Origin of the sequence: Akkermansia sp. RCC_12PD (assembly GCF_036417355.1) — a bacterium.
Classification (GTDB): Bacteria; Verrucomicrobiota; Verrucomicrobiia; order Verrucomicrobiales; family Akkermansiaceae; genus Akkermansia.
The window spans coordinates 2,995,206-3,013,258 of sequence record NZ_CP143889.1; the positions used below are offsets into that span (position 1 = coordinate 2,995,206).

Sequence of the window (18,053 nt, forward strand, 5' to 3'; positions counted from 1 at the left end):
TCACCAGGAATATCAACAATCGACGGGACCGGGGGGAACATCCGGCCGCGCACGGAGTTTTCCGCTGACGGATTCCGCTTTCAGGCGCAGGACGCAGACGGTGCGCGCCATGGACGGCGTCAAGACCGCTTCCCGTCCGGTCTGATGCAGCATGATGCGGTTCAGGGCATGAATCTTTTCCGCGTCTTTTTCAAGAATTTCCACCATCCCACGCCCCATGACGCTGCAATAGGAATAGCCGTACTGGCAGGGCGTATTCCCCTCCACCAGCAGATGATTCCCGTCCATTTCAAAAGCGGCTTTCGGGTTATTCCGCAGAATGTCCAGCTTCCGTCCCTCCCTGGCGCAGTGGAAAAACAGATGCAGGGCTCCGGCCCGTTCCTCATACCCGAAATTCAGGGGGACGACATACACTTCCTCCCCGTCCCACAGGCCAAGGCGGCACACCTTGCACTGCGAGATCATGGCCAGCAGGTCCTCCCTCCGGCGGACTTCCCTGTCTTTTCTTCTCATCACCTGACAGTATTCATTGATTTTTCCGCACGGAAAAAGAAGCATTCCAGCGCAGGGAACGACGACGGGAAGCGGAGGGAAAGCCCCCCATTCATCGGGGGCCGGCATGTATGGAAAAGAGGATGGCCGTTCATGGAACCGGAAGGACTGGCTCCGACAGGAATACAAAAAAACAGTCTGCCGGGAAAGCTTTTTACCGGGAAAAGCGGGCTTTTCCGGAATGGCTGAAATGACGCAGGGCGGCCCGCTCTCCGCCAAAATGTCCAGCATGGCAGCATGATCCGTACGCATCGGCAGTCAGCCGCCGAGGATAAAAAATCTGGAAACCAAACGTTAAAAATGTTAGAAGATAATTTAATACATGGTGCAGATAAGGATATCCATTTAAGAATTTTTCATCAGCAGAAATACGAAGCGAACCGGGATGCCAAAGAGAGTAAAGAATACCTTGCTAAAAATCAGCATATGGCTCCTTCCCGGAGCCATGCTTATCCTGTTTTTTGTTTTTTCTCCGGATCTGCACGGAAAAGAACCATGGGCCGTTGGCATGCACAATCAGCACGGAATACCCGTGGAAGGCTGCATTTCCGTCGAAAGGGACAATACGCTGCTACAGAAACTCCTGAATCCGGTCGGATGTTTCTATCATGGCAAGTATGTCGTCAGAACGGCCCTTGTCAGAGGGAAAGGAAATTTAAAAGGGATCAGAAACGGCGATCAAATCGTGGTGTTTGCCCATAGAAGCATCCTGCCCCTGATTCTGAACGTCAAGGGAACAGACATCCTGCTGGATGCCGGGAACATATCTTCCACTCCCGGCGGTGCAGCTCTCTCTCAGGATGATCGGTGCATTATTTTTACCTGTGAAACCAGAGATGGAAAGATCAGCCTCGCAACGGTCGAATACGCATGGTCCGGGGAAGAAATCCGGCAGTGCCAATCCATGAAGCTCATGGAGGACAAAACGAATTAACGGAAAGGCTTTTTCCGGAGAAAATCCGCATTTCCGGAATAGCAGCCGTCATGGGCGGCCGCCCGGTTCCGCTACATCCGCAAAGGAAGCGTCCGCCGCCTGAAGCAAATCCACGGGGGCAAGTTCGATCTGGCATCCCAGACGTCCCCCGCTCACCACGATTTCCGGCAGGGCTTCTGCGCCGGAGTCAATCACGGTGGGATATTTTTTCTTCATGCCCAGGGCCGTACAGCCGCCGCGGACATAACCCGTCACCGCGGTAATATCCTTCACAGGGATCATGGACAGGGATTTGGTTCCCACGGCCCTGGCGGCCTTTTTCAGGGAGAGTTCCGAATCAATGGGAATGACGAATACGTAGTATTGGCGGGGAGCCCCCTCCGTCACCAGAGTCTTGTACATCCTTTCCGGCGGCAGTCCCAGGGCCGCCGCCGTGTGCCGCGCATCCACAAATTCCGTACATTCATACGCATAATGCCTGTACGGGACATGGAGCGCGTCCAGCAGCCGCATGGCATTGGTTTTGACATCCCTTTCCTTTTTCCCGGCCATAAGAGCTAAAAAACGTGCCGTAATTTTAGAGAAAACACACGGTTTTGGCAAGGGTCCGCGGGGAAATGCCACTCTGCGGCAGTCTCCGTCACGGCACAGGCAGGACCGGATGAATGAAGGCTCCTATTCGTTATTCGCTCAGCAGGCGGCAGACGGCCTGCGCCGCATGTTCCGCGGCTCCGCCCTGCCCCAGCCTGTCCGAGGCCCGCTTCATTTCCGCCAGCAGCGCATCCCTGTTTTCCGGAACGAGCAGCCGCTCAATTTCTTCTATGACCTTGTCCGGGGTGAAATCAAACTGAACCAGTTCCTTCACCACGGGCTTTTCCGCCAGAATGTTCACCATGCCGATGAAGCGGATTTTAATGAGCATGCGGGCCATCCAGTACGTCAGCAGGGGGACCTTGTACACGAGCATGTACGGGAGGCGGTGGAGGGCGGCTTCCATCGTGGCGGTGCCGGAGGCCACCACGCCCACCGCGGCGCGGTCCATGAGTTCATGGTAACGCCCTACGGTGATATTGAAGATATCCGGAGACATTCCGGCCTTCCGCGCCATGCCGCGCATTCTTTCCGCCAGGGCCTCATTGGAGGCGGCGGTCTCAAATTTCAGGTCTGGCCTCGTCCGGGAGAGGCGGCGGATAACTTCCGCGAATACAGGGAAATGCCTGTCTATCTCCCGGTTCCGGCTGCCGGGAAAGAGGCCGACCAGGGAAGATTCCCGCACGCCTTCCTTCCGGATGGCGGCGATTTCGTCCACCAGGGGATGCCCCACAAATTCCGATTTCAATCCGGCCTCCCGGAACAGGGGGGCTTCAAAGGGGAAAATGCACATCATCAGGTCCAGCGTGCGAACCATTTTGGGAATGCGTCCGCGGTGCCAGGCCCAGACCTGCGGAGAAATGAAGTAAACGATTTTGGTATGGGGGCAGTATTTGCGGACTTTCTCCGCCATGCGCAGGTTGAATCCCGGATAGTCAATCAGGACCAGGCAGTCCGGCTGGTCACGGCGGATCTGCTCCAGCAGGGCCAGGAAGCGCTTCCTGAACCAGCCGTATTTTTTAGCCACCTCCACAAAGCCGATCACCGCCGCTTCATCCGCCCAGTCTTCCACCTCCGGGCACAGCGCATGCATGCCGCCGCCGCCCAGCCCCCGGACCTTCAGGCCGGGCATGAGACGCAGCAGGTTTTTCAGCAACAAGGCTCCGTGAATATCCCCGCTCTTCTCACCCGCTATAATGTAAAGATTCATAATACTCTGGAACGACGCGCGCCGTACGCCTGCGGATTTTACCCGCTCCCCTCCAGCGAGGCAATAAAAGACTTTTCTTTCAAGGATTTTAATGCAATATACGCGCGGTATGCATGAGCTGATCACACTTTGGATGTCCTGGGTCCAGGACTGGGGATATGCGGGCGTCATCATTCTCATGGCCATGGAAAGCTCCATTTTTCCCGTGCCCAGCGAGGTGGTCATTCCTCCCGCGGCCATTCTTTCCGCCCAACCGAACGCCCCCATGAGCTTCTGGGGCGTCGTTCTTGCCGGGACCTTCGGTTCCTGGGTGGGATCCGCCATCACTTATGTGGTGGCCAGAGTCGTCGGACGCCCGGTCATCATGCGCTGGGGCAAATTCTTTTTCATGCCGCCCCACAAGGTGGAGAAGGCGGAACTTTTCCTTCAGCGCTATGAAGTGTCCGGCGTCTTTTTCGCGCGTCTTCTTCCCGTCATCCGCCACCTGATCTCCATCCCGGCCGGCATCGTCCGCATGGGATTCGGCGTATTTTCCCTGGTCACCACGCTCGGCGCCTTCGCCTGGTGCGCCGTGCTCGCCTGGTACGGGCACCGGATCGGCGAACGGCATCCGGAGTTGCTCAAGTCACCTGAAGAACTGATCCGCACCGTGAAGAGCGAAAGCCTGCCCCTCATTCTGGCCGTACTCGTCCTGGCCGTCTGCTACATCATCATGCTGCGGCTGACAGACAAGAAAAAGGCGGAGGAAGGAACGGAAAGCGCTTCTCCGGAAACAGACGAATAGACAGCCGCCCATGACCATTTCCGGGGAATACCGCGCAGCCCGCGCGCTGGACTACTTTCACCAGGGCTACAATTGTTCCCAGTCCGTGTTCACGGCCTTTGCGGATGTCTGCGGACTGTCGGAAGAGACGGCTCTCAGGCTCTCTTCCCCGCTGGGGGCGGGCATCGGCCGCATGCGGGAAGTCTGCGGCGCGTTCTGCGGGTTGAGCATGGTAGCCGGCAGTCTGCACGGCAATACCTCCCCGGATACCGGGGAAAAGGAAAAAATCTTTTCCCTGGTGCAGTCCCTGGCCGCGGATTTCAAGAAAGAATTCGGCACCCTGTACTGTCGGGAACTGCTGGGCCTGACCCCGGAACAACTGGCGGGGGAAACGGCGCGCCCCGGCGACAGGACGGCGGCCTATTATGCATCCCGCCCGTGTGAACGCTGCATCGCCTTCTGCGCACACTTGGCGGCGGATCTGGAAGCCGGCACTCCGGCACATTAAAACGCCCGGGCCTCCCTGAGGAAAACCGGGCGTTTCAACCATGAACGAAGGGAAATCCTCGTCAATGGGCGTCCTTGCCGGAGGAGCACTGGCCGCTCTTGCAGGAACCTTTCAGTTTTTCAATTTTTTCATTGGTTTCGCCCATCCCTTCGTCGTAGAAGCCCTGTTCATCCGGGGCCAGAACCTGAAGGAGACGGAGAAATTCGCCGGCGTGTTCCTTTTCTTCATTGGTGATGTCCAGAAGGACTTCCTGGGCAAGCTTGTTGTCCGTGGATTCCGCAAGCTGGGTATAAAGCTGGATGGCTTCATATTCCGCCGCGATCATGAACCGGATGGCCCTCACCAGTTCATTGTGAGTGAGCATCCGGTCTTCCTTCAATCCGCTAAATGCATTTGTAAATTCAGGCATATTGGGTATGACTTAATATGCTACTCTTTCATTCAATATGGTTTTGTCATAATTTTTCCGTGACATTCTTTGAACTTTCGCTACGAAAACTGGTCTAATGAAACTTCCTTCCCCTTCGACATTTTTTTGTGAAACATATTCCCAGACTACGGAAGAGCAGACAGGCATTGAAATGGATATCATCCGTGCGCCCAGGTTTCCCGGCCTTCGCATTCACAAGAACACGGCAGGACACGGGTAATTCCGCATCTCCGGACTTTTCTCCGGCCAGGAGGAATCAAGCCGCCGAATTTCATTGGGCGCTCCGGCGGCTGCGCCGTCTTCCATATACGGCAGGCAGTCCAGGCAGAAAGCGCTATATTTAAACGCCCGGCCTCCCTGGGGGAAAACCGGGCATTTCAACCATGAACGGCGGGGAGTCTCCGTCAATGGGCGTCCTTGCCGGCGGCACACTGGCCGTCTTTGCAGGACCCTTTCAATTTTTCAATTTTTTCATTGGTTTCACCCATCCCTTCGTCGTAGAAGCCCTGTTCATCCGGGGCCAGTACCTGAAGGAGACGGAGAAATTCGCCGGCGTGTTCCTTTTCTTCATTGGTGATGTCCAGAAGAACTTCCTGGGCAAGCTTGTTGTCCGTGGATTCCGCAAGCTGGGTATAAATCTGAATGGATTCATATTCCGCCGCGATCATGAACCGGATGGCCCTCACCAGTTCATTGTGAGTGAGCATACGGTCTTCCTTCAATCCGCTAAATGCATTTGTAAATTCAGGCATGCAGGTAAGACCGGATGGAAGGCAGCTTCATTCAATGTGTTTTTGTCACAGAAAAGATTCCGGTAAAAAATTCTTCCGCACCCTTTAATAACAAACAGCAGGAGCGGCGGTCTTCAGCCGCCGCTCCTGCCTGAAATACCTCGGTCAGAACACCAGTTCTATTTGACCTCTGAGGTTTTGGGTGCGTACTTCTTGAAAAATTCAACGTACTGGACGGGAGTGCGTCCGGGAATATAACCCGTGCGCCCCAGTTCCTTGCCTTCCGCATCCACCACGACCATGGCGGGAACACCCGTGACTTTATATGTCTTGGCCTCCTTCGACTTGCTGAAATCCGAACTGCTGAATTCGAATTTGACGCCTATGGCCACGCCGTCCATGCCCTGTTTGAATTCCTTCTTGGAAAGGACTTCCTTTTCCAGTTTGACGCAGTAGCCGCACCAGGACGTTCCCGTGAAAAGAAGAACGATGGGAAGCCCCGTTTCTTCCGACTGCTTCTGGGCGCTCTTCAGGCTCTTTCCCCAGCGGAATTTCACCTTGGCAGCCTTGGCCGCTTTGGCGGCGGCTTCCTTGTCCGCCGGGGCATCCTGAGCCAGAGAACCCCCGGAAACGCTGAATCCTACTGCGGCGCATAATGCAAAAATCAAATGTCTGTTCATCGCACTTTTGAAATGTTTTTTTCAACCTATCAGAAACAGGCCGGATAGAAAGAAAAATCAGCGTCTTTCCCAAGTCCGGAATCTTTCCGGATCTTCCATAAAATGGGCAGGATTCAAAAAAAGTATTGCTCTTTCCGTCTTAATCGGGTAATAATCCGCCCGCACTTCCAAACGCGCGGTTAGCTCAGTGGTAGAGCAACACCTTGACATGGTGGAGGTCGTAGGTTCAAATCCTATACCGCGTACCACTTCCCCTTAAAATCCCGTCCCTTCCCGGACGGGATTTTTTATGGCGCCGTTTCCGGGAACAGAGCGCACGCAGGGAATGGGCAACAAAACTTAAATGACGTGTTCCGATACGATAAGAAGAACGCTTTTCCACATCGTAATTTCTGATGCTCAAAAATCTTTTTTCAACTTTTTTTGAACATAAGCCCCCTCTCAGGACGCTAATGGTAGGAAGGAAAAAGAAGGCCCCAGCCCTTGAAACCTTCCGCTGATGAAAAACTGACATTAAGCCCGGCGGAAGTTCCCCTTCCGCCGGGCTTGTTTTATCCGGCTCCGGCGTTCCACGGGCCGGGGCCGTTACCGGGAAGTCAGGCGGTCATACAATTCATTGGCGTACTTGTGATTGGGATGGTTCACGCTCATGTATGCCTCATAGAGAGGATGGGAGGGGTCCGACTCCATCCGCATGGCTTCTTCAGCCGGGGAGGGAGCGGCTGCTCCCTCCTGATGGAGGGGCGCCTCATCCAGCAGGCGGGAGACCTGATACAGCAGGCGGATGACATCCGGATTGGAACCCAGGGCCCGGTTGTCCAGAAGGGCATCCGCATCCACACCCGTTTCCGAGGCCAGGCGCTGAAGGGCCGCCGTGGCCCTGCCCATGTTGCGCTCGTAGCTGCCGCCCCATTCGTTCTGCAGGGACTGTTCCGCCTGGGTTTCCTGTTCCATCTGCTGTTCCTGCACCTTTTCCCTGGCCTCCTGGTAGGCCTGCGCCATCGTGTCCTGCAGGGCGTTCATGGCTTCCGGAGGAACACCGTAGCGATAGGCGGCGCGGGCCATGCGTTCCGCCAGTTCAGGGTTCCATTCCTCTTCCGGCATGGTTTCCGGACGTTCCAGACGGTAGTCTTCTTCGGAGTCAGGCAGGCCGGCCATTTGGCGGAAACGCGCCATTTGTTCTTCATTATCCACCCCGGGATAACGCCGCAGGCGTTCCAATTCCGTGTAGCTCCTGGCCAGGGCTTCCGGAGTCTTGAATTTGGCCAGGGATTTTTCCGTGCCTTTCAATTCCTCAAACCGGGAATACCATTCCGGAACAAAGGAACCGTCTTCTCCCAGCAGGCCGGACGAAGTGGGGGTAGCAGAAATGGAGTCGGCAGAGGATTCCGCCTCAAGGGGCGCGGCTGAGGAAAAATCCGCATCCCCGGCGGGTGCGGCGGCATTGGTGTCTATGGAATCAATCATTTTTATTTTCTGTTGTGGATTCTTTAAGGGCTAGCTGGAGCTGGCGGCGGATGTACAGGAATACCTCCCTGTACGCATCGCGCCTCATGGCGTCCAGGGGGTCGTAATTCCCCGGACTGCCTTGAAAAACGGGTAAATCAGTCTGGAAGCGGGCTTCCAGAAAGGAGAGGGCGTCGCGGCCGTCCGGCGTGTCAAACACGCGGAGGAGCTGCCGCCTTTTAAGCCGGGCCTCCTTCAGGGAGGCCTCCTGCTGCAAGATGGTATCCTGGTTCATTCCTGAATGGCTGTTAATTGGCTGAGCAACGGATCAAGGGAGGCGTAAGGGTCTTCCCCCCCGGCAGGTTCCTGCTCTCCGGACTGCTGCAACGCCTGGCGCTGGCGCCGCGCGGCCTGAACGTCCGCCCAGGGTTTCAGCATGCTTTCCGGCGCACCTTCCACCCGTGCGGACAGGCGGAAGCAGGCATCCCAGTCCACATGGTCCGCCAGTTCCGGAGCCGCCTGCATCATCATGTTCAAGCGCTGCAGGCTGCGGTCCATGCCTTCGTTCTGCAAACGCCGCAGCACCAGGGCTATTTTGGACTGGTATACCACCCTGGGTTCCCCCACCCGGACGGTGCCGTCCCGCCCCTCCCTTAGAACAGCGCGGGGCGGCCTAGGGAATTTGCCCATGCGGAACAGGAGGGAAAAGATGCGCGCCATGGTGGAATACAAGTCGCTCACGAACAGGGTGAAAGACGGGGAAAACATGAGCACGCGCTCGTTTTCCCGGGCCATCACTTCCGTGGCTGTCATGCTGCCGTGATGGCCGCCCCACAGTTCCAGCATGGGCAGATAGTAGGCCCGCTTGATGGCCTCCTGCTTCTGGGCCAGGCGGTCCATCCCTATGTCGTACCTGCCCTGCGTGGCCCATTCCCGCGGCAGATGGAGGGAGGCGGCCTCCGGCGTAATCACCGTTCTGCCGCCGGCCCTCAGGTCCACCTCCCCGATCTGACTGGCCAGTTCCAGAATGCGGGGGAAGGCGGCTACCTCTCCCAGCGTGTCCAGAATACGGTTCAGGAACTGCGCCTGCTGGATGGCGGGAAAAACCAGCCTGCCGGGAGCCAACCCGTACGGGCCGTTTCCCCATTTCAGGAACCGGGTGACCAGGTACGGAAATTCCATGTATCCCCCTTCCTCCACGATCACCTGGTCGTCCAGAGACAGGTAAACACTTTCAAATGGCATGTGGGACGCCTGCACCCTGCGACGGCTGCGCCGGGTGCGCGGACGCACCACGTGAAGAAACCTCAGGGAGGTGGAATACGGATTGCCGCCGCGTTCCAGCACTTCCCGCGCCCGAGGGCCGAGAGCCTTGAGCCCGAACATGCTGCGTGCCTGATGGGCCGTGAACGTGAATTCCCTGACGTAGGTGTCCACCCTGCCCTCCGCATTCTCCGCGCAGGCGAATTGCCCGCAGGGGATGTTCGTAAACAGCAGCCGTCCGTCCACGGACGTTCCGGTAAAGAGGCTGCCCGTTCCCAGAGCCACGCGGTCCAGGAAGCATTCGTGAATCTCCGTGTAGAAATTGGATACGGAGAGTTCCTTCAAGGCGACTTCCGAGCACTGGTTGTACCACGCCTCCGCCTCGTCCCCTCCCTGGTCATCCGGAGCGGACCACTTGAACCACACGTCATGGCTGGGGGTGATGTAGGACATATGGCCGCTGGCGAGCTTCTGGCAGGCCTCCACGGCGGTCGTGTCCGTCATGCGGTCCATGGCGTCCCGGCTGGGGAGGGAAACCTCCCCCTCCCGGTTCAGGCGCCTGGGCAGTACATAGTCCCGGAGCCGGTCCCACCAGGTCTCCCAGGGCGCGCGCTGGGCGGCCAGAGCCTTATACACGGAAGTCAGTTCCGCAATTCGTTCTTCCATGATAGTTGGCTATCCCAGTGTTTTTCTCAACAGGGTTTTCGGATTGACATCTTCCTGCCCTCCGGCGGCTCCGCGCCGCGCCAGAATGGTGGAAATCATTCCCTGCCTCTGGCGTTCCCTAGCCTGATAATCTTCTCCCACTTCCGCACCTACGCTCTCCGCCTTGACCGGGATGGTCTGAACGGGAGCGGGAGTGGAAGGCGTGGATGGTTTCATGAATCCCATAATATCTTCTTTTTCTGTATTTTGTTATTTACCGTTCCGGTCATGACAGGACGGTCTGGGCCGACTGCGGGACATTCCGTCCGGCAGGCCGTAAAACGACTTGCCCTTAAAAACACCCCGTTCCCCGCATCCGGAAGGAACGCTATGCCGCCTGCCGAACGGTCCCGGCCAGCGCACGTCCCTATCCAATAACGGAATTCATATAAAATGCATCCGGAGAAGCCCGGAACGCATACCTGCCACCGATGGCACAAAAGAGGCGCCAGCCAAACATGATGCACCAGAAAAAAATTTCCGCCAATCATGGGGTGCTATGACAAATGAATCCATTCTTCAACCGGACACACCGTCCGCACTGGATATATGCAATGCCGCACTATCCAAAATCGGGGAGGCTCCTCTGGACGCCCTGATTGCCAATGAATCTACAGCGTCCCGCCTTTGCGTTCTACACTACCATCCGGCCCGCAGGGAGACCCTCTGCATGGCCCGGTGGACATTCGCCACCGTGCAAATCACGCTGGACTCCGTTTCCGCACAGGCGCCCAATTCCCTGACGCCCTATCAATTCACCCTGCCGAAAGACTGCCTGCGCATCCTGGATGTGGAATGCACGGAATGGAAAATGCAGGGCCGCCGCATTCTCGCCTCCCGGGCACCGCTGCGGATGAGCTACATCGCGGACATTGAAGACGCAGAACAATTCGATCCCCTCTTCATGGATGCCCTGGCGACGCGACTGGCGGAAAAACTGGCCATGCCCATGACGGGGAACCAGAACCTGCGCCAGAACCTTCATCAGGAATTCCACAAGATCATCCTTCCGCAGGCCGCCACGGTCAACGCCGTCCAATCCTTCTCCAATGACTCTCACCCTCTGTTGGACCTCTTGAGAAAAATGAGGGCCCCCCACAATCCGGAAGATTGTGAATAACTTGAAAATAACAAGTGAATAATATCTAAAAAACCTGTGAATAAAAATTCATGAAAGCCTTGGACTTCATCCAAATATTCGCTTCCAACGTACGCAGGATGGACTTCCGCCTCAGCAGCGCGCAAGTCATTCTGGCCATCATTGCCGGGTACCGGCGTCACAGCACCATCACGGAAGCGACGCGGCTGCACCCCAACACCGTTACAAACATTTTGCAGGACCTCATCGCGCAGGGTTACGTGGAGCGCTTCGGGGACTGCCGTCCCTATGTCTACCGCTCTACGGAGAGAGGCAGGCAACTGGCCGGAAACCTGCTGGACAAACAAACACAGCCGGACTCATGAACGATCCCCTGCTCAGCACGGAAGAAAAACGCCGCTGGCTTGCCCGTGTCTTCCGGGATACGGACGGAGAATACTCCCAGGCAGACAAATTCAAAGCCCTGGTGGAAGACACCAAACTGGCCGCCCTCCAGCAGGAAGAAGAGGAATTCAAACGCCAGAGTGAAACAGGAACCGCAGTGCAGGACCCCCTGCTGGCCCTGCTCCGTTCCCTGCCGCCCGCCGAACTCAACCCGAAAGATCGACCCATTCCCTGACTCCTTCGGCAGAAAACAAAAAAGCACCCCGGACTTATCTGGTCCGGGGTGCTTTTTAATCATCGTACAAGTCAGCCGGCCTCCTTGCGGAGAGCGACCGCTCTCCGCAGACACCTCATCCGCCTCCCTCTCGTTTCAATCCACGCCCTCCTTGCGGAGAGCGACCCCATCCGCACGCCGGTCCGCTCTCTAGCCTATGTTTCAATCCACGCCCTCCTTGCGGAGAGCGACTCTCCTGCGCCGTCAATCACTTCCACCTTCACGGTTTCAATCCACGCCCTCCTTGCGGAGAGCGACAGACGGAACAGAAGAGTGCGTGGGAGATTCATACGTTTCAATCCACGCCCTCCTTGCGGAGAGCGACGGATGGTGCCTGTACTGCAATTTCCTGCTTCATGTTTCAATCCACGCCCTCCTTGCGGAGAGCGACTTTCGGAATTTATCAAGTACGCTACTCCACGTCTTGTTTCAATCCACGCCCTCCTTGCGGAGAGCGACTTTGAACGGCACGTCAGTTGACACAAAATTGCCGGTTTCAATCCACGCCCTCCTTGCGGAGAGCGACCCAGGTGTACAATATCTTCAATGAGTTCGTCAGGTTTCAATCCACGCCCTCCTTGCGGAGAGCGACCGCGCCGCCTTTGCTTCCGTAACAGCAGCAGCCTGTTTCAATCCACGCCCTCCTTGCGGAGAGCGACAGCATCAGGAGTACCAGGAATAACTTCCTGCAAGTTTCAATCCACGCCCTCCTTGCGGAGAGCGACTCAATTTTAAGGTCAGGCGCGAGATAGTACACCCGGTTTCAATCCACGCCCTCCTTGCGGAGAGCGACCTTCTTCAGCACAAGTACCTGTATTTCTTCAACGCGTTTCAATCCACGCCCTCCTTGCGGAGAGCGACTCCAGGTCTTTTCGTCCCCTCCTTTTGCCGGGGGTTTCAATCCACGCCCTCCTTGCGGAGAGCGACGCCATGGCCCCTTCAGCGTCGCAACGGATTCCGGTTTCAATCCACGCCCTCCTTGCGGAGAGCGACTGCCCCAACGGTACATGTTGTTAATCAATCATGCAAGCGGGGCTTTGCGCCAACTTCACGAAGACGGTACATCACATACCGTCTTCTCTTCATCATACTTGGTTGTCAATCTGCGTTTTCCAATGTCTTACAAGAATCGCCGACTTCCCGGCAATTTGATGTAAGCTTGGGGTTGGCGCAAAGGCCATGTCAAACAGCACTCAAATGATCAACGGCCCGGAAATGTCATAGCTCTTTTCCTTGCCTAATTGTTCGATTTTATGATGCCAATTGGACCCCATGTGGTAAATCCGGAGGCTGTCACTGTCCTGATCAATAATTTTAAGCAACTTGCTCCTGATTTCAACCAATTGGGCCGGAGAAACCTCGCATTCAAACACGGAATTCTGTACTCTCTGCCCGATGTTTTCACAAGCACGGGCAACCCGCCTCAGGCGGCGCTGGCCGGCCTTGTCTTCCGTAACAACATCGTAGGTGATGAGAATATACATGGAGAGAAAGCATTTATTTGCCAATAAACGGAGGATAACAATCCATATCTCCGCGCAGATGGCGTGCCAGCAACAGCGCCTGAATATGGATCAGCAGTCCCAGCGTGGTTTTCTCCTGGAGGAAGGGATGAACCAGAACGGTTTTCTTGCGTTCCTGCCATGCGGTCAGAACTTTTTTACGGGAATCCTCCTTCAAAAAGACGGCTCCGGATTCTTCCCTGTCAAAGTCGTCTGAAGATATCTGCTTGCGGTTAATCAGAGTCAAGGCCAGACGGTCCGCCAAAGGAGCCCGGAATTCTTCCATAAGGTCCAATGCCATGCCGGGGCGTCCCGGACGATCGCGGTGCAGAAACCCTGCAGCCGCGTCAATCCCGGAGCTTTCCAAGGCGGACCTGGCATCATGGCACAACAAACTGTACAAAAAGGAAAGCAACGCGTTGAAACAGTCCTTTGGCGGTCGTCTGTTGCGGCCTTCAAATACCAGTTCCGGATCTTCCGTGCGCTGGCAGTGGGACAGGCAGGAAAAATACGTTTCCGCGGCGGAGCCTTCAATTCCCCGCAGAATGTCTCCGGAAACGCACCCGCGGACCATGCGGCAAAAAGCAGCCAGCCGGTTCACTTCTTCCGAAAGATTTTTCCCGTAAGTCCTCTGTGCCCTCAACAGCAAGTTGCGGCAATTGGCGATTTTTGCGGCAATCATTTCCCGCGCCACTACAACCCATTTTGCTTCTTCATCGGCCCAGCGGTACTGTTCCCGGCGCAACAGGATGTTTCCTTTCATGAATCCCTGCACGCCAGCCAGGAATTTACCGTAAGGATTGCAGAACGACAGTGTAATTCCTTTTTCCGCACAGGCCCCCATCAAATACGGAGACACGCCGATATCCCACCCCAGCGTGACGATTCCTTCCAGATTATGAAGAGGGACCCGCAGCAGGCACTGACCTTCCGAATTTACTTTTACAGTATCTCCGTCCTTGGACAGCCAGCATCCTTCCAGCGTCACGAACAATGTATTTAAATGCTTCTTCATAAATCATCAGCCTCCCACATATTCAGACTTTCCTCAAATACTTCGTCCACACGGTCCTTCATTCCCAGCCTGCGTTCCCGGCATACGTCCGGAAGGCAGTCGTTGACCAGAGAACAGGATTTACAGGCTTTGGAATATTGGGGCAAAGGCGTTACCACTCCGATCAGGATATCCCTGGTTTCCCGAATAATCCGAACCGTCAGGGAACGCAATTCATCATCAAACGCCACCTCATGCCTCCTCTGGGTTTTCCCGTAAAATAAAAACCCCGCAGGAATGGCCGTTCCGAACATTTCCTCCAGGCACAAGGCCTGGGCGCATACCTGCACTTCGTCCGCGCGATGCGGTTTTGGCTTGCCTACCTTGTATTCCACCGGAGTCATGGATATGGGAACGCCGCCTTTTTCAGCATAAACAGCCTCCACAACATCCGCAATGCCGTGAATTCCCCATTGGAGGGAGGAAACATGCAGGGAACGCAGAATTTTCTTTCGTCCGCGGTTTTCCGTCATGCCGGAATCCGCCCGTTCATGAAATACATTCCCTTCCGCCGTAAACTGGTTGTCAGCCCACACACATTCCAGATGAATCAGCGCGCACTGCCTGGGACAGTACAGATAATGCTGCAATGCCGCCAGGGGAACGGAAAAGAGAGAAGGTAGCATCCGATAAATTTGTTTGAAAATGTTACTATTGCATAAAATAATAAAAAAATCAATTCATACATTGAAAATCCCACGGAAAAGACTATTCTGATTTTCCGTACCCAACTGGAAAGGATACATGGCACATGCTAGCACGGCCCGGACAGACAATAGAACAACACACACATGAGTGTACTGTAGGAGCTTCACTCAATGCCTCAAGAATAGGTTTGGCAAGGACGGCTGCTCTGATTGGAGCGTTCCATGATTTTGGAAAATGGAGTGATGCCTTTTATGACTATATGGAAGCTATTGCCTCGGGGAAAAATCGTACTCGGAAGGGCTCCGTCGATCATTCTACGGCAGGAGCACAACATTTATGGCGTTATTTCACAGATGGACGGCAAGCAATAGAGCCCTTTGAAAGATATTGGGTCCAAATAATAGCCCTCTGCTGTCTTTCCCATCATGAAGGGTGCCTGATTGATAACTTAAAGACAGAGGGAACAAATCATTTCAAGGCACGCATTACCAAAGACGTCCGGCAATCCTATTATGAAGAAGCCTGGAAAAATATACCGGCAGAAGAAAAGGCCCGGATGCAGGAATTGCTTTCAGACCCGGCATTAAGGGAAGAATGGCGTTCGTTTGACGCCCTACTCCGGAAAGGTGAAAAAAAACTTTCCTCCAGGGAAATAAAATACCGATATGGCCTTTTATCTCGCTTTTTACTGAGTTGTCTTGTAGATGCCGATCATTCCAGTGCGGGGGGCGAACCGATTGAAGCCGTACCTACTCCTCCATGGGATAAAATGTTGGCAAATCTGGACAGATATCTGGCGCGCCTTGCCTCACGAGGAATGATTGATGATTTGCGGGCAGAAATTTCCCAACGCAGTTTCACCGCCGCTGACCGTCCTCAAGGCAAGTTTTTGATGACACTCCCCACAGGAGCCGGAAAAACTTTGGCAAGCCTGAGATTTGCATTGACTCATGCCCTGAAGCACCAGCTGGACCGGCTAATTTATGTCATTCCCTACACTTCTATTATTGATCAGAATGCAGCCACTATCCGCGAGGCATTGGGAAATGAGTTTGCCGACCTTATTCTGGTTCATCATGCCAATGTGCTGGTGGATCCAAAAAACGATCTATCTGAAGAAGAACTCTACCAGGAGGAAAAACGCCGTTATAAAGCAGAATGTACGTGGAAATCTCCCGTCATCCTGACAACGGCAGTACAGTTTCTACAGACTCTGTTTTCCAAGGGTAGCAGCTATGTGCGCCGTATGAACAGTTTGGCCAGTTCCGTGATCATTTTTGATGAAGTACAAGCACTTCCGTTAAAATCGACCTACCTGTTGACGTCTGCATTAAATTTCATGGAAGAAGTCATGGGATGCAGTCTTGTTTTATGCACGGCCACGCAACCTATATGGAGCCAATTGGAAGACGAAAACTGGCACTTAAGATTAAATCCGGATCCTCATATCATTCCCGACTATCAACGGTACTTTGAATTGTTTTATTCCAACCGCCGGATCGCTGTGAATATAATTGAAGAATCCGAAAAATGGAAGCTGCAGCAATTTGCCGATTTTGCTCTAAAACAAGCTCAAAGCGGGAGAAATACCTTAATGGTTGTTAATACCAAAACATTTGCCCGCAATTTATATGAGGCGTGTGGAGACGTACCGGACGTGCAAATCTACCATTTGAGTACGAACATGATTCCACAGGATCGCTCAAATATCATCACCAATAGAATAGACAAGCAATCTCTTAAAACGGCTAAAAGGATAAAAAAGCCCGTTTTGTGCTTTAGTACGCAATTGATTGAAGCGGGGGTGGATGTAGACTTTGATGTAGTTATTCGCAGTGCAGCCGGGTTGGATTCCCTTGTCCAAGCCGGAGGCCGTTGCAACAGAGATGCTCAACTGGATAAAGGAGAAATCTTTGTCGTTTTCCCATCTGAGAAATTGGAAAATATAAACAAACTGGAAGAAATCAACATAGGCAAGACTCTTTTAAAAACGATTCTCCCTGATGTGCAAGGCAATACCAACTTACTCATGGAAGAGAACGCCTTGAACTCATTTTATCAATATTATTATTCCGAAAATAAGAGCAGGCTGTATTATCCGTTGAAAACCAACAGTTACACTATGATGGACCTTCTTTCGACGAACAGTACCATCAAAATGGAGGCTCAACGGATCCAGACCGATTACTCCTTTATGCTTCTGCACCAGTCCTTCCAGGAGGCAGCAAAAAATTATCAAGTTCTGGAAGGTTTATCAACCCCCGTCATTGTAAGTAAAGGAAAAGGTGCAGAAATCACTGAGCATCTGCGGGCCTTGGCACATCCCCACTCCAAGGAAGAATGGGAAGCAGTCCGGAAGTTGCTCAAGGAAGCCATGGAATATACTCTCTCCTTAAACTATACAGAGAAGGATATCAATGCCATGCTTGCAAGCGGCATCATTGCCTTATTGCCCACGGATTATCCTGTCTATATACTTTCAAAACATCATTATGATGAAAAAACTGGTTTTTCATGGTCAAAGTCGGAACCATATGCTAAAAATCCGAACGGCCTTACCGTTTAACTTACCATTATCATGGGAAATAACATAGAATATCTGGTATCAGGGAAATTAGCCTTATTCACTGATCCCCTTACCCGCATGGGCGGTGAAAAATGCTCTTACCATATCCCCACCTATGAAGCATTAAAAGGGGTGACCAAATCCGTCTACTGGAAACCCACCATTAATTGGGTCATTGATGAAGTACGCGTCATGAATCCTGTCCGTACTTTCGCAAAAAACATGAAACTGATCAAGTATCATGAAAGCGGCGCCGAATTATCCGTATATACCTATTTAACAGACGTTTCCTATCAGGTACGGGCACATTACGAGTGGAATTTGCTTCGCGATGATATGAAGGCGGACCGAATTGAAGGCAAGCATTCCGCCATTATCCAGCGCACGCTGGAAAAGGGCGGAAGACGCGATATCTGCCTGGGTGCGCGCGAATGCCAGGCTTATGTGGAACCGTGCCGGTTTGGAGAAGGCCCGGGAGCGTATGATGATATTCCGGAATTAGCCTTTGGCGTTATGTTCCATGGATTTGATTATCCGGATGAAACAGGAAGAGAAGAATTGGGAGTACGGTTCTGGAAACCTGTCATGAAGAATGGGATTGTTAAATTCATTCGTCCCGAAGAGTGCAAAATAACCAGAGCTGTCCGCAAGATGAAAGCTAACCCTCCACGATCATGTGGTGTAAATGATTTATCTTTAGAAGAATAGAAAGT

At 53.8% G+C, this 18,053-nt stretch carries 21 protein-coding genes, 1 tRNA gene and 1 CRISPR repeat array; of the genes, 9 read left to right on the plus strand and 13 right to left on the minus strand.

Annotated features, from left to right (window positions below; all coding sequences use genetic code 11):
- Positions 1-12: 12 nt before the first annotated feature.
- Entirely contained in the window at positions 13-621 is a 609-nt protein-coding gene (locus V3C20_RS12605; RefSeq protein ID WP_202975629.1) for a pyridoxamine 5'-phosphate oxidase family protein, read from the minus strand.
- A 439-nt stretch (positions 622-1,060) separates the two neighbouring features.
- Between V3C20_RS12605 and V3C20_RS12610 the strand changes: the two genes are divergently transcribed.
- On the plus strand, positions 1,061-1,486 hold the full coding sequence (locus V3C20_RS12610) for a hypothetical protein (protein WP_130082613.1): 426 nt from the start codon (positions 1,061-1,063) through the stop codon (positions 1,484-1,486).
- A 48-nt stretch (positions 1,487-1,534) separates the two neighbouring features.
- Here the strand turns inward: V3C20_RS12610 and ybaK are convergent, their stop codons facing one another.
- A complete protein-coding gene (gene ybaK, locus V3C20_RS12615; RefSeq protein WP_130082612.1) occupies positions 1,535-2,038 on the minus strand; it encodes a Cys-tRNA(Pro) deacylase in 504 nt (167 codons plus the stop codon).
- A 130-nt stretch (positions 2,039-2,168) separates the two neighbouring features.
- The gene (gene lpxB, locus V3C20_RS12620) at positions 2,169-3,287 is read right to left on the minus strand and encodes a lipid-A-disaccharide synthase (protein WP_161981255.1); all 1,119 of its coding nucleotides are present in this window, start codon (positions 3,285-3,287) and stop codon (positions 2,169-2,171) included.
- A 133-nt stretch (positions 3,288-3,420) separates the two neighbouring features.
- On the opposite strand from lpxB, the gene V3C20_RS12625 reads away from it, so the two are divergent.
- On the plus strand, positions 3,421-4,071 hold the full coding sequence (locus V3C20_RS12625; RefSeq protein WP_130082610.1) for a DedA family protein: 651 nt from the start codon (positions 3,421-3,423) through the stop codon (positions 4,069-4,071).
- A gap of 10 nt (positions 4,072-4,081) precedes the next feature.
- Positions 4,082-4,558, plus strand: a complete 477-nt coding sequence (locus V3C20_RS12630) for a C-GCAxxG-C-C family protein (protein WP_130082609.1) — start codon at positions 4,082-4,084, stop codon at positions 4,556-4,558.
- 61 nt (positions 4,559-4,619) lie between these two features.
- Here V3C20_RS12630 and V3C20_RS12635 read toward each other — a convergent pair whose 3' ends face one another.
- From V3C20_RS12635 to V3C20_RS12645, 3 genes are all read right to left on the minus strand, one after another.
- A complete protein-coding gene (locus V3C20_RS12635; protein ID WP_130082608.1) occupies positions 4,620-4,967 on the minus strand; it encodes a ferritin family protein in 348 nt (115 codons plus the stop codon).
- 425 nt (positions 4,968-5,392) lie between these two features.
- Positions 5,393-5,740: a ferritin family protein gene (locus V3C20_RS12640; RefSeq protein WP_130082607.1), complete on the minus strand. Its 348-nt coding sequence runs from the start codon at positions 5,738-5,740 to the stop codon at positions 5,393-5,395.
- 158 nt (positions 5,741-5,898) lie between these two features.
- Complete coding sequence (locus V3C20_RS12645) at positions 5,899-6,387, minus strand: thioredoxin family protein (protein ID WP_161981254.1); 489 nt, start codon at positions 6,385-6,387, stop codon at positions 5,899-5,901.
- A 185-nt stretch (positions 6,388-6,572) separates the two neighbouring features.
- Here V3C20_RS12645 and V3C20_RS12650 point away from each other — a divergent pair.
- A tRNA-Val gene (locus V3C20_RS12650) sits at positions 6,573-6,647 on the plus strand.
- A gap of 337 nt (positions 6,648-6,984) precedes the next feature.
- Here V3C20_RS12650 and V3C20_RS12655 read toward each other — a convergent pair.
- Genes V3C20_RS12655 through V3C20_RS12670 form a run of 4 tightly spaced genes read right to left on the minus strand, consistent with a single transcriptional unit; the run spans position 6,985 to position 9,990 of the window.
- Entirely contained in the window at positions 6,985-7,866 is an 882-nt protein-coding gene (locus V3C20_RS12655; protein ID WP_130082605.1) for a hypothetical protein, read from the minus strand.
- A complete protein-coding gene (locus V3C20_RS12660; protein WP_130082604.1) occupies positions 7,859-8,140 on the minus strand; it encodes a hypothetical protein in 282 nt (93 codons plus the stop codon). Before V3C20_RS12660 ends, V3C20_RS12655 begins: the two co-directional genes overlap by 8 nt.
- Positions 8,137-9,774, minus strand: coding sequence for a portal protein (locus V3C20_RS12665; RefSeq protein WP_130082603.1), 1,638 nt, complete (start codon positions 9,772-9,774; stop codon positions 8,137-8,139). Before V3C20_RS12665 ends, V3C20_RS12660 begins: the two co-directional genes overlap by 4 nt.
- A 9-nt stretch (positions 9,775-9,783) precedes the next feature.
- On the minus strand, positions 9,784-9,990 hold the full coding sequence (locus V3C20_RS12670) for a hypothetical protein (RefSeq protein ID WP_130082602.1): 207 nt from the start codon (positions 9,988-9,990) through the stop codon (positions 9,784-9,786).
- A gap of 322 nt (positions 9,991-10,312) precedes the next feature.
- Between V3C20_RS12670 and V3C20_RS12675 the strand changes: the two genes are divergently transcribed.
- The 3 genes from V3C20_RS12675 to V3C20_RS12685 are packed head-to-tail and all read left to right on the plus strand — an operon-like array spanning position 10,313 to position 11,531.
- A complete protein-coding gene (locus tag V3C20_RS12675; RefSeq protein ID WP_130082601.1) occupies positions 10,313-10,933 on the plus strand; it encodes a hypothetical protein in 621 nt (206 codons plus the stop codon).
- A 50-nt stretch (positions 10,934-10,983) separates the two neighbouring features.
- A complete protein-coding gene (locus V3C20_RS12680; protein ID WP_067573027.1) occupies positions 10,984-11,277 on the plus strand; it encodes a MarR family winged helix-turn-helix transcriptional regulator in 294 nt (97 codons plus the stop codon).
- A complete protein-coding gene (locus V3C20_RS12685) occupies positions 11,274-11,531 on the plus strand; it encodes a hypothetical protein (RefSeq protein ID WP_067573025.1) in 258 nt (85 codons plus the stop codon). The genes V3C20_RS12680 and V3C20_RS12685 overlap by 4 nt, the downstream gene beginning before the upstream one ends.
- 65 nt (positions 11,532-11,596) lie before the next feature.
- Positions 11,597-12,563: a CRISPR direct-repeat array (repeat unit 33 nt; unit sequence GTTTCAATCCACGCCCTCCTTGCGGAGAGCGAC).
- Positions 12,564-12,763: 200 nt separating this feature from the next.
- On the opposite strand, the gene cas2 is transcribed toward V3C20_RS12685, so the two are convergent.
- From cas2 to cas4, 3 genes are read right to left on the minus strand one after another with little or no spacing between them, the layout of a single operon-like run.
- Entirely contained in the window at positions 12,764-13,054 is a 291-nt protein-coding gene (gene cas2, locus V3C20_RS12690; RefSeq protein WP_130082600.1) for a CRISPR-associated endonuclease Cas2, read from the minus strand.
- Positions 13,055-13,067: 13 nt separating this feature from the next.
- A complete protein-coding gene (cas1c, locus tag V3C20_RS12695; protein WP_130082599.1) occupies positions 13,068-14,087 on the minus strand; it encodes a type I-C CRISPR-associated endonuclease Cas1c in 1,020 nt (339 codons plus the stop codon).
- Positions 14,084-14,752, minus strand: coding sequence for a CRISPR-associated protein Cas4 (gene cas4 / locus V3C20_RS12700; protein WP_130082598.1), 669 nt, complete (start codon positions 14,750-14,752; stop codon positions 14,084-14,086). The genes cas1c and cas4 overlap by 4 nt, the downstream gene beginning before the upstream one ends.
- A 125-nt stretch (positions 14,753-14,877) precedes the next feature.
- Between cas4 and cas3 the strand changes: the two genes are divergently transcribed.
- Together cas3 and cas5c are read left to right on the plus strand one after the other, a co-directional pair.
- Positions 14,878-17,340 (plus strand): CRISPR-associated helicase Cas3', encoded by a 2,463-nt coding sequence (gene cas3 / locus V3C20_RS12705; RefSeq protein ID WP_130082597.1) that lies wholly within the window; start codon positions 14,878-14,880, stop codon positions 17,338-17,340.
- Between the two features lie 12 nt (positions 17,341-17,352).
- Positions 17,353-18,048 carry a type I-C CRISPR-associated protein Cas5c gene (gene cas5c / locus V3C20_RS12710; RefSeq protein ID WP_130082596.1) on the plus strand — a complete coding sequence of 232 codons (696 nt, stop codon included), beginning with the start codon at positions 17,353-17,355 and terminating at the stop codon, positions 18,046-18,048.
- Positions 18,049-18,053 lie beyond the last annotated feature (5 nt).

Coding starts and splice junctions, on each gene's coding strand:
- V3C20_RS12605 (WP_202975629.1), bottom strand. CDS start 621: ATGCCGGCCCCCGATGAATGGGGGGCTTTCCCTCCGCTTCCCGTCGTC.
- V3C20_RS12610 (WP_130082613.1), top strand. CDS start 1,061: ATGCACAATCAGCACGGAATACCCGTGGAAGGCTGCATTTCCGTCGAA.
- ybaK (WP_130082612.1), bottom strand. CDS start 2,038: ATGGCCGGGAAAAAGGAAAGGGATGTCAAAACCAATGCCATGCGGCTG.
- lpxB (WP_161981255.1), bottom strand. CDS start 3,287: ATGAATCTTTACATTATAGCGGGTGAGAAGAGCGGGGATATTCACGGA.
- V3C20_RS12625 (WP_130082610.1), top strand. CDS start 3,421: ATGTCCTGGGTCCAGGACTGGGGATATGCGGGCGTCATCATTCTCATG.
- V3C20_RS12630 (WP_130082609.1), top strand. CDS start 4,082: ATGACCATTTCCGGGGAATACCGCGCAGCCCGCGCGCTGGACTACTTT.
- V3C20_RS12635 (WP_130082608.1), bottom strand. CDS start 4,967: ATGCCTGAATTTACAAATGCATTTAGCGGATTGAAGGAAGACCGGATG.
- V3C20_RS12640 (WP_130082607.1), bottom strand. CDS start 5,740: ATGCCTGAATTTACAAATGCATTTAGCGGATTGAAGGAAGACCGTATG.
- V3C20_RS12655 (WP_130082605.1), bottom strand. CDS start 7,866: ATGATTGATTCCATAGACACCAATGCCGCCGCACCCGCCGGGGATGCG.
- V3C20_RS12660 (WP_130082604.1), bottom strand. CDS start 8,140: ATGAACCAGGATACCATCTTGCAGCAGGAGGCCTCCCTGAAGGAGGCC.
- V3C20_RS12665 (WP_130082603.1), bottom strand. CDS start 9,774: ATGGAAGAACGAATTGCGGAACTGACTTCCGTGTATAAGGCTCTGGCC.
- V3C20_RS12670 (WP_130082602.1), bottom strand. CDS start 9,990: ATGAAACCATCCACGCCTTCCACTCCCGCTCCCGTTCAGACCATCCCG.
- V3C20_RS12675 (WP_130082601.1), top strand. CDS start 10,313: ATGACAAATGAATCCATTCTTCAACCGGACACACCGTCCGCACTGGAT.
- V3C20_RS12680 (WP_067573027.1), top strand. CDS start 10,984: ATGAAAGCCTTGGACTTCATCCAAATATTCGCTTCCAACGTACGCAGG.
- V3C20_RS12685 (WP_067573025.1), top strand. CDS start 11,274: ATGAACGATCCCCTGCTCAGCACGGAAGAAAAACGCCGCTGGCTTGCC.
- cas2 (WP_130082600.1), bottom strand. CDS start 13,054: ATGTATATTCTCATCACCTACGATGTTGTTACGGAAGACAAGGCCGGC.
- cas1c (WP_130082599.1), bottom strand. CDS start 14,087: ATGAAGAAGCATTTAAATACATTGTTCGTGACGCTGGAAGGATGCTGG.
- cas4 (WP_130082598.1), bottom strand. CDS start 14,752: ATGCTACCTTCTCTCTTTTCCGTTCCCCTGGCGGCATTGCAGCATTAT.
- cas3 (WP_130082597.1), top strand. CDS start 14,878: ATGCTAGCACGGCCCGGACAGACAATAGAACAACACACACATGAGTGT.
- cas5c (WP_130082596.1), top strand. CDS start 17,353: ATGGGAAATAACATAGAATATCTGGTATCAGGGAAATTAGCCTTATTC.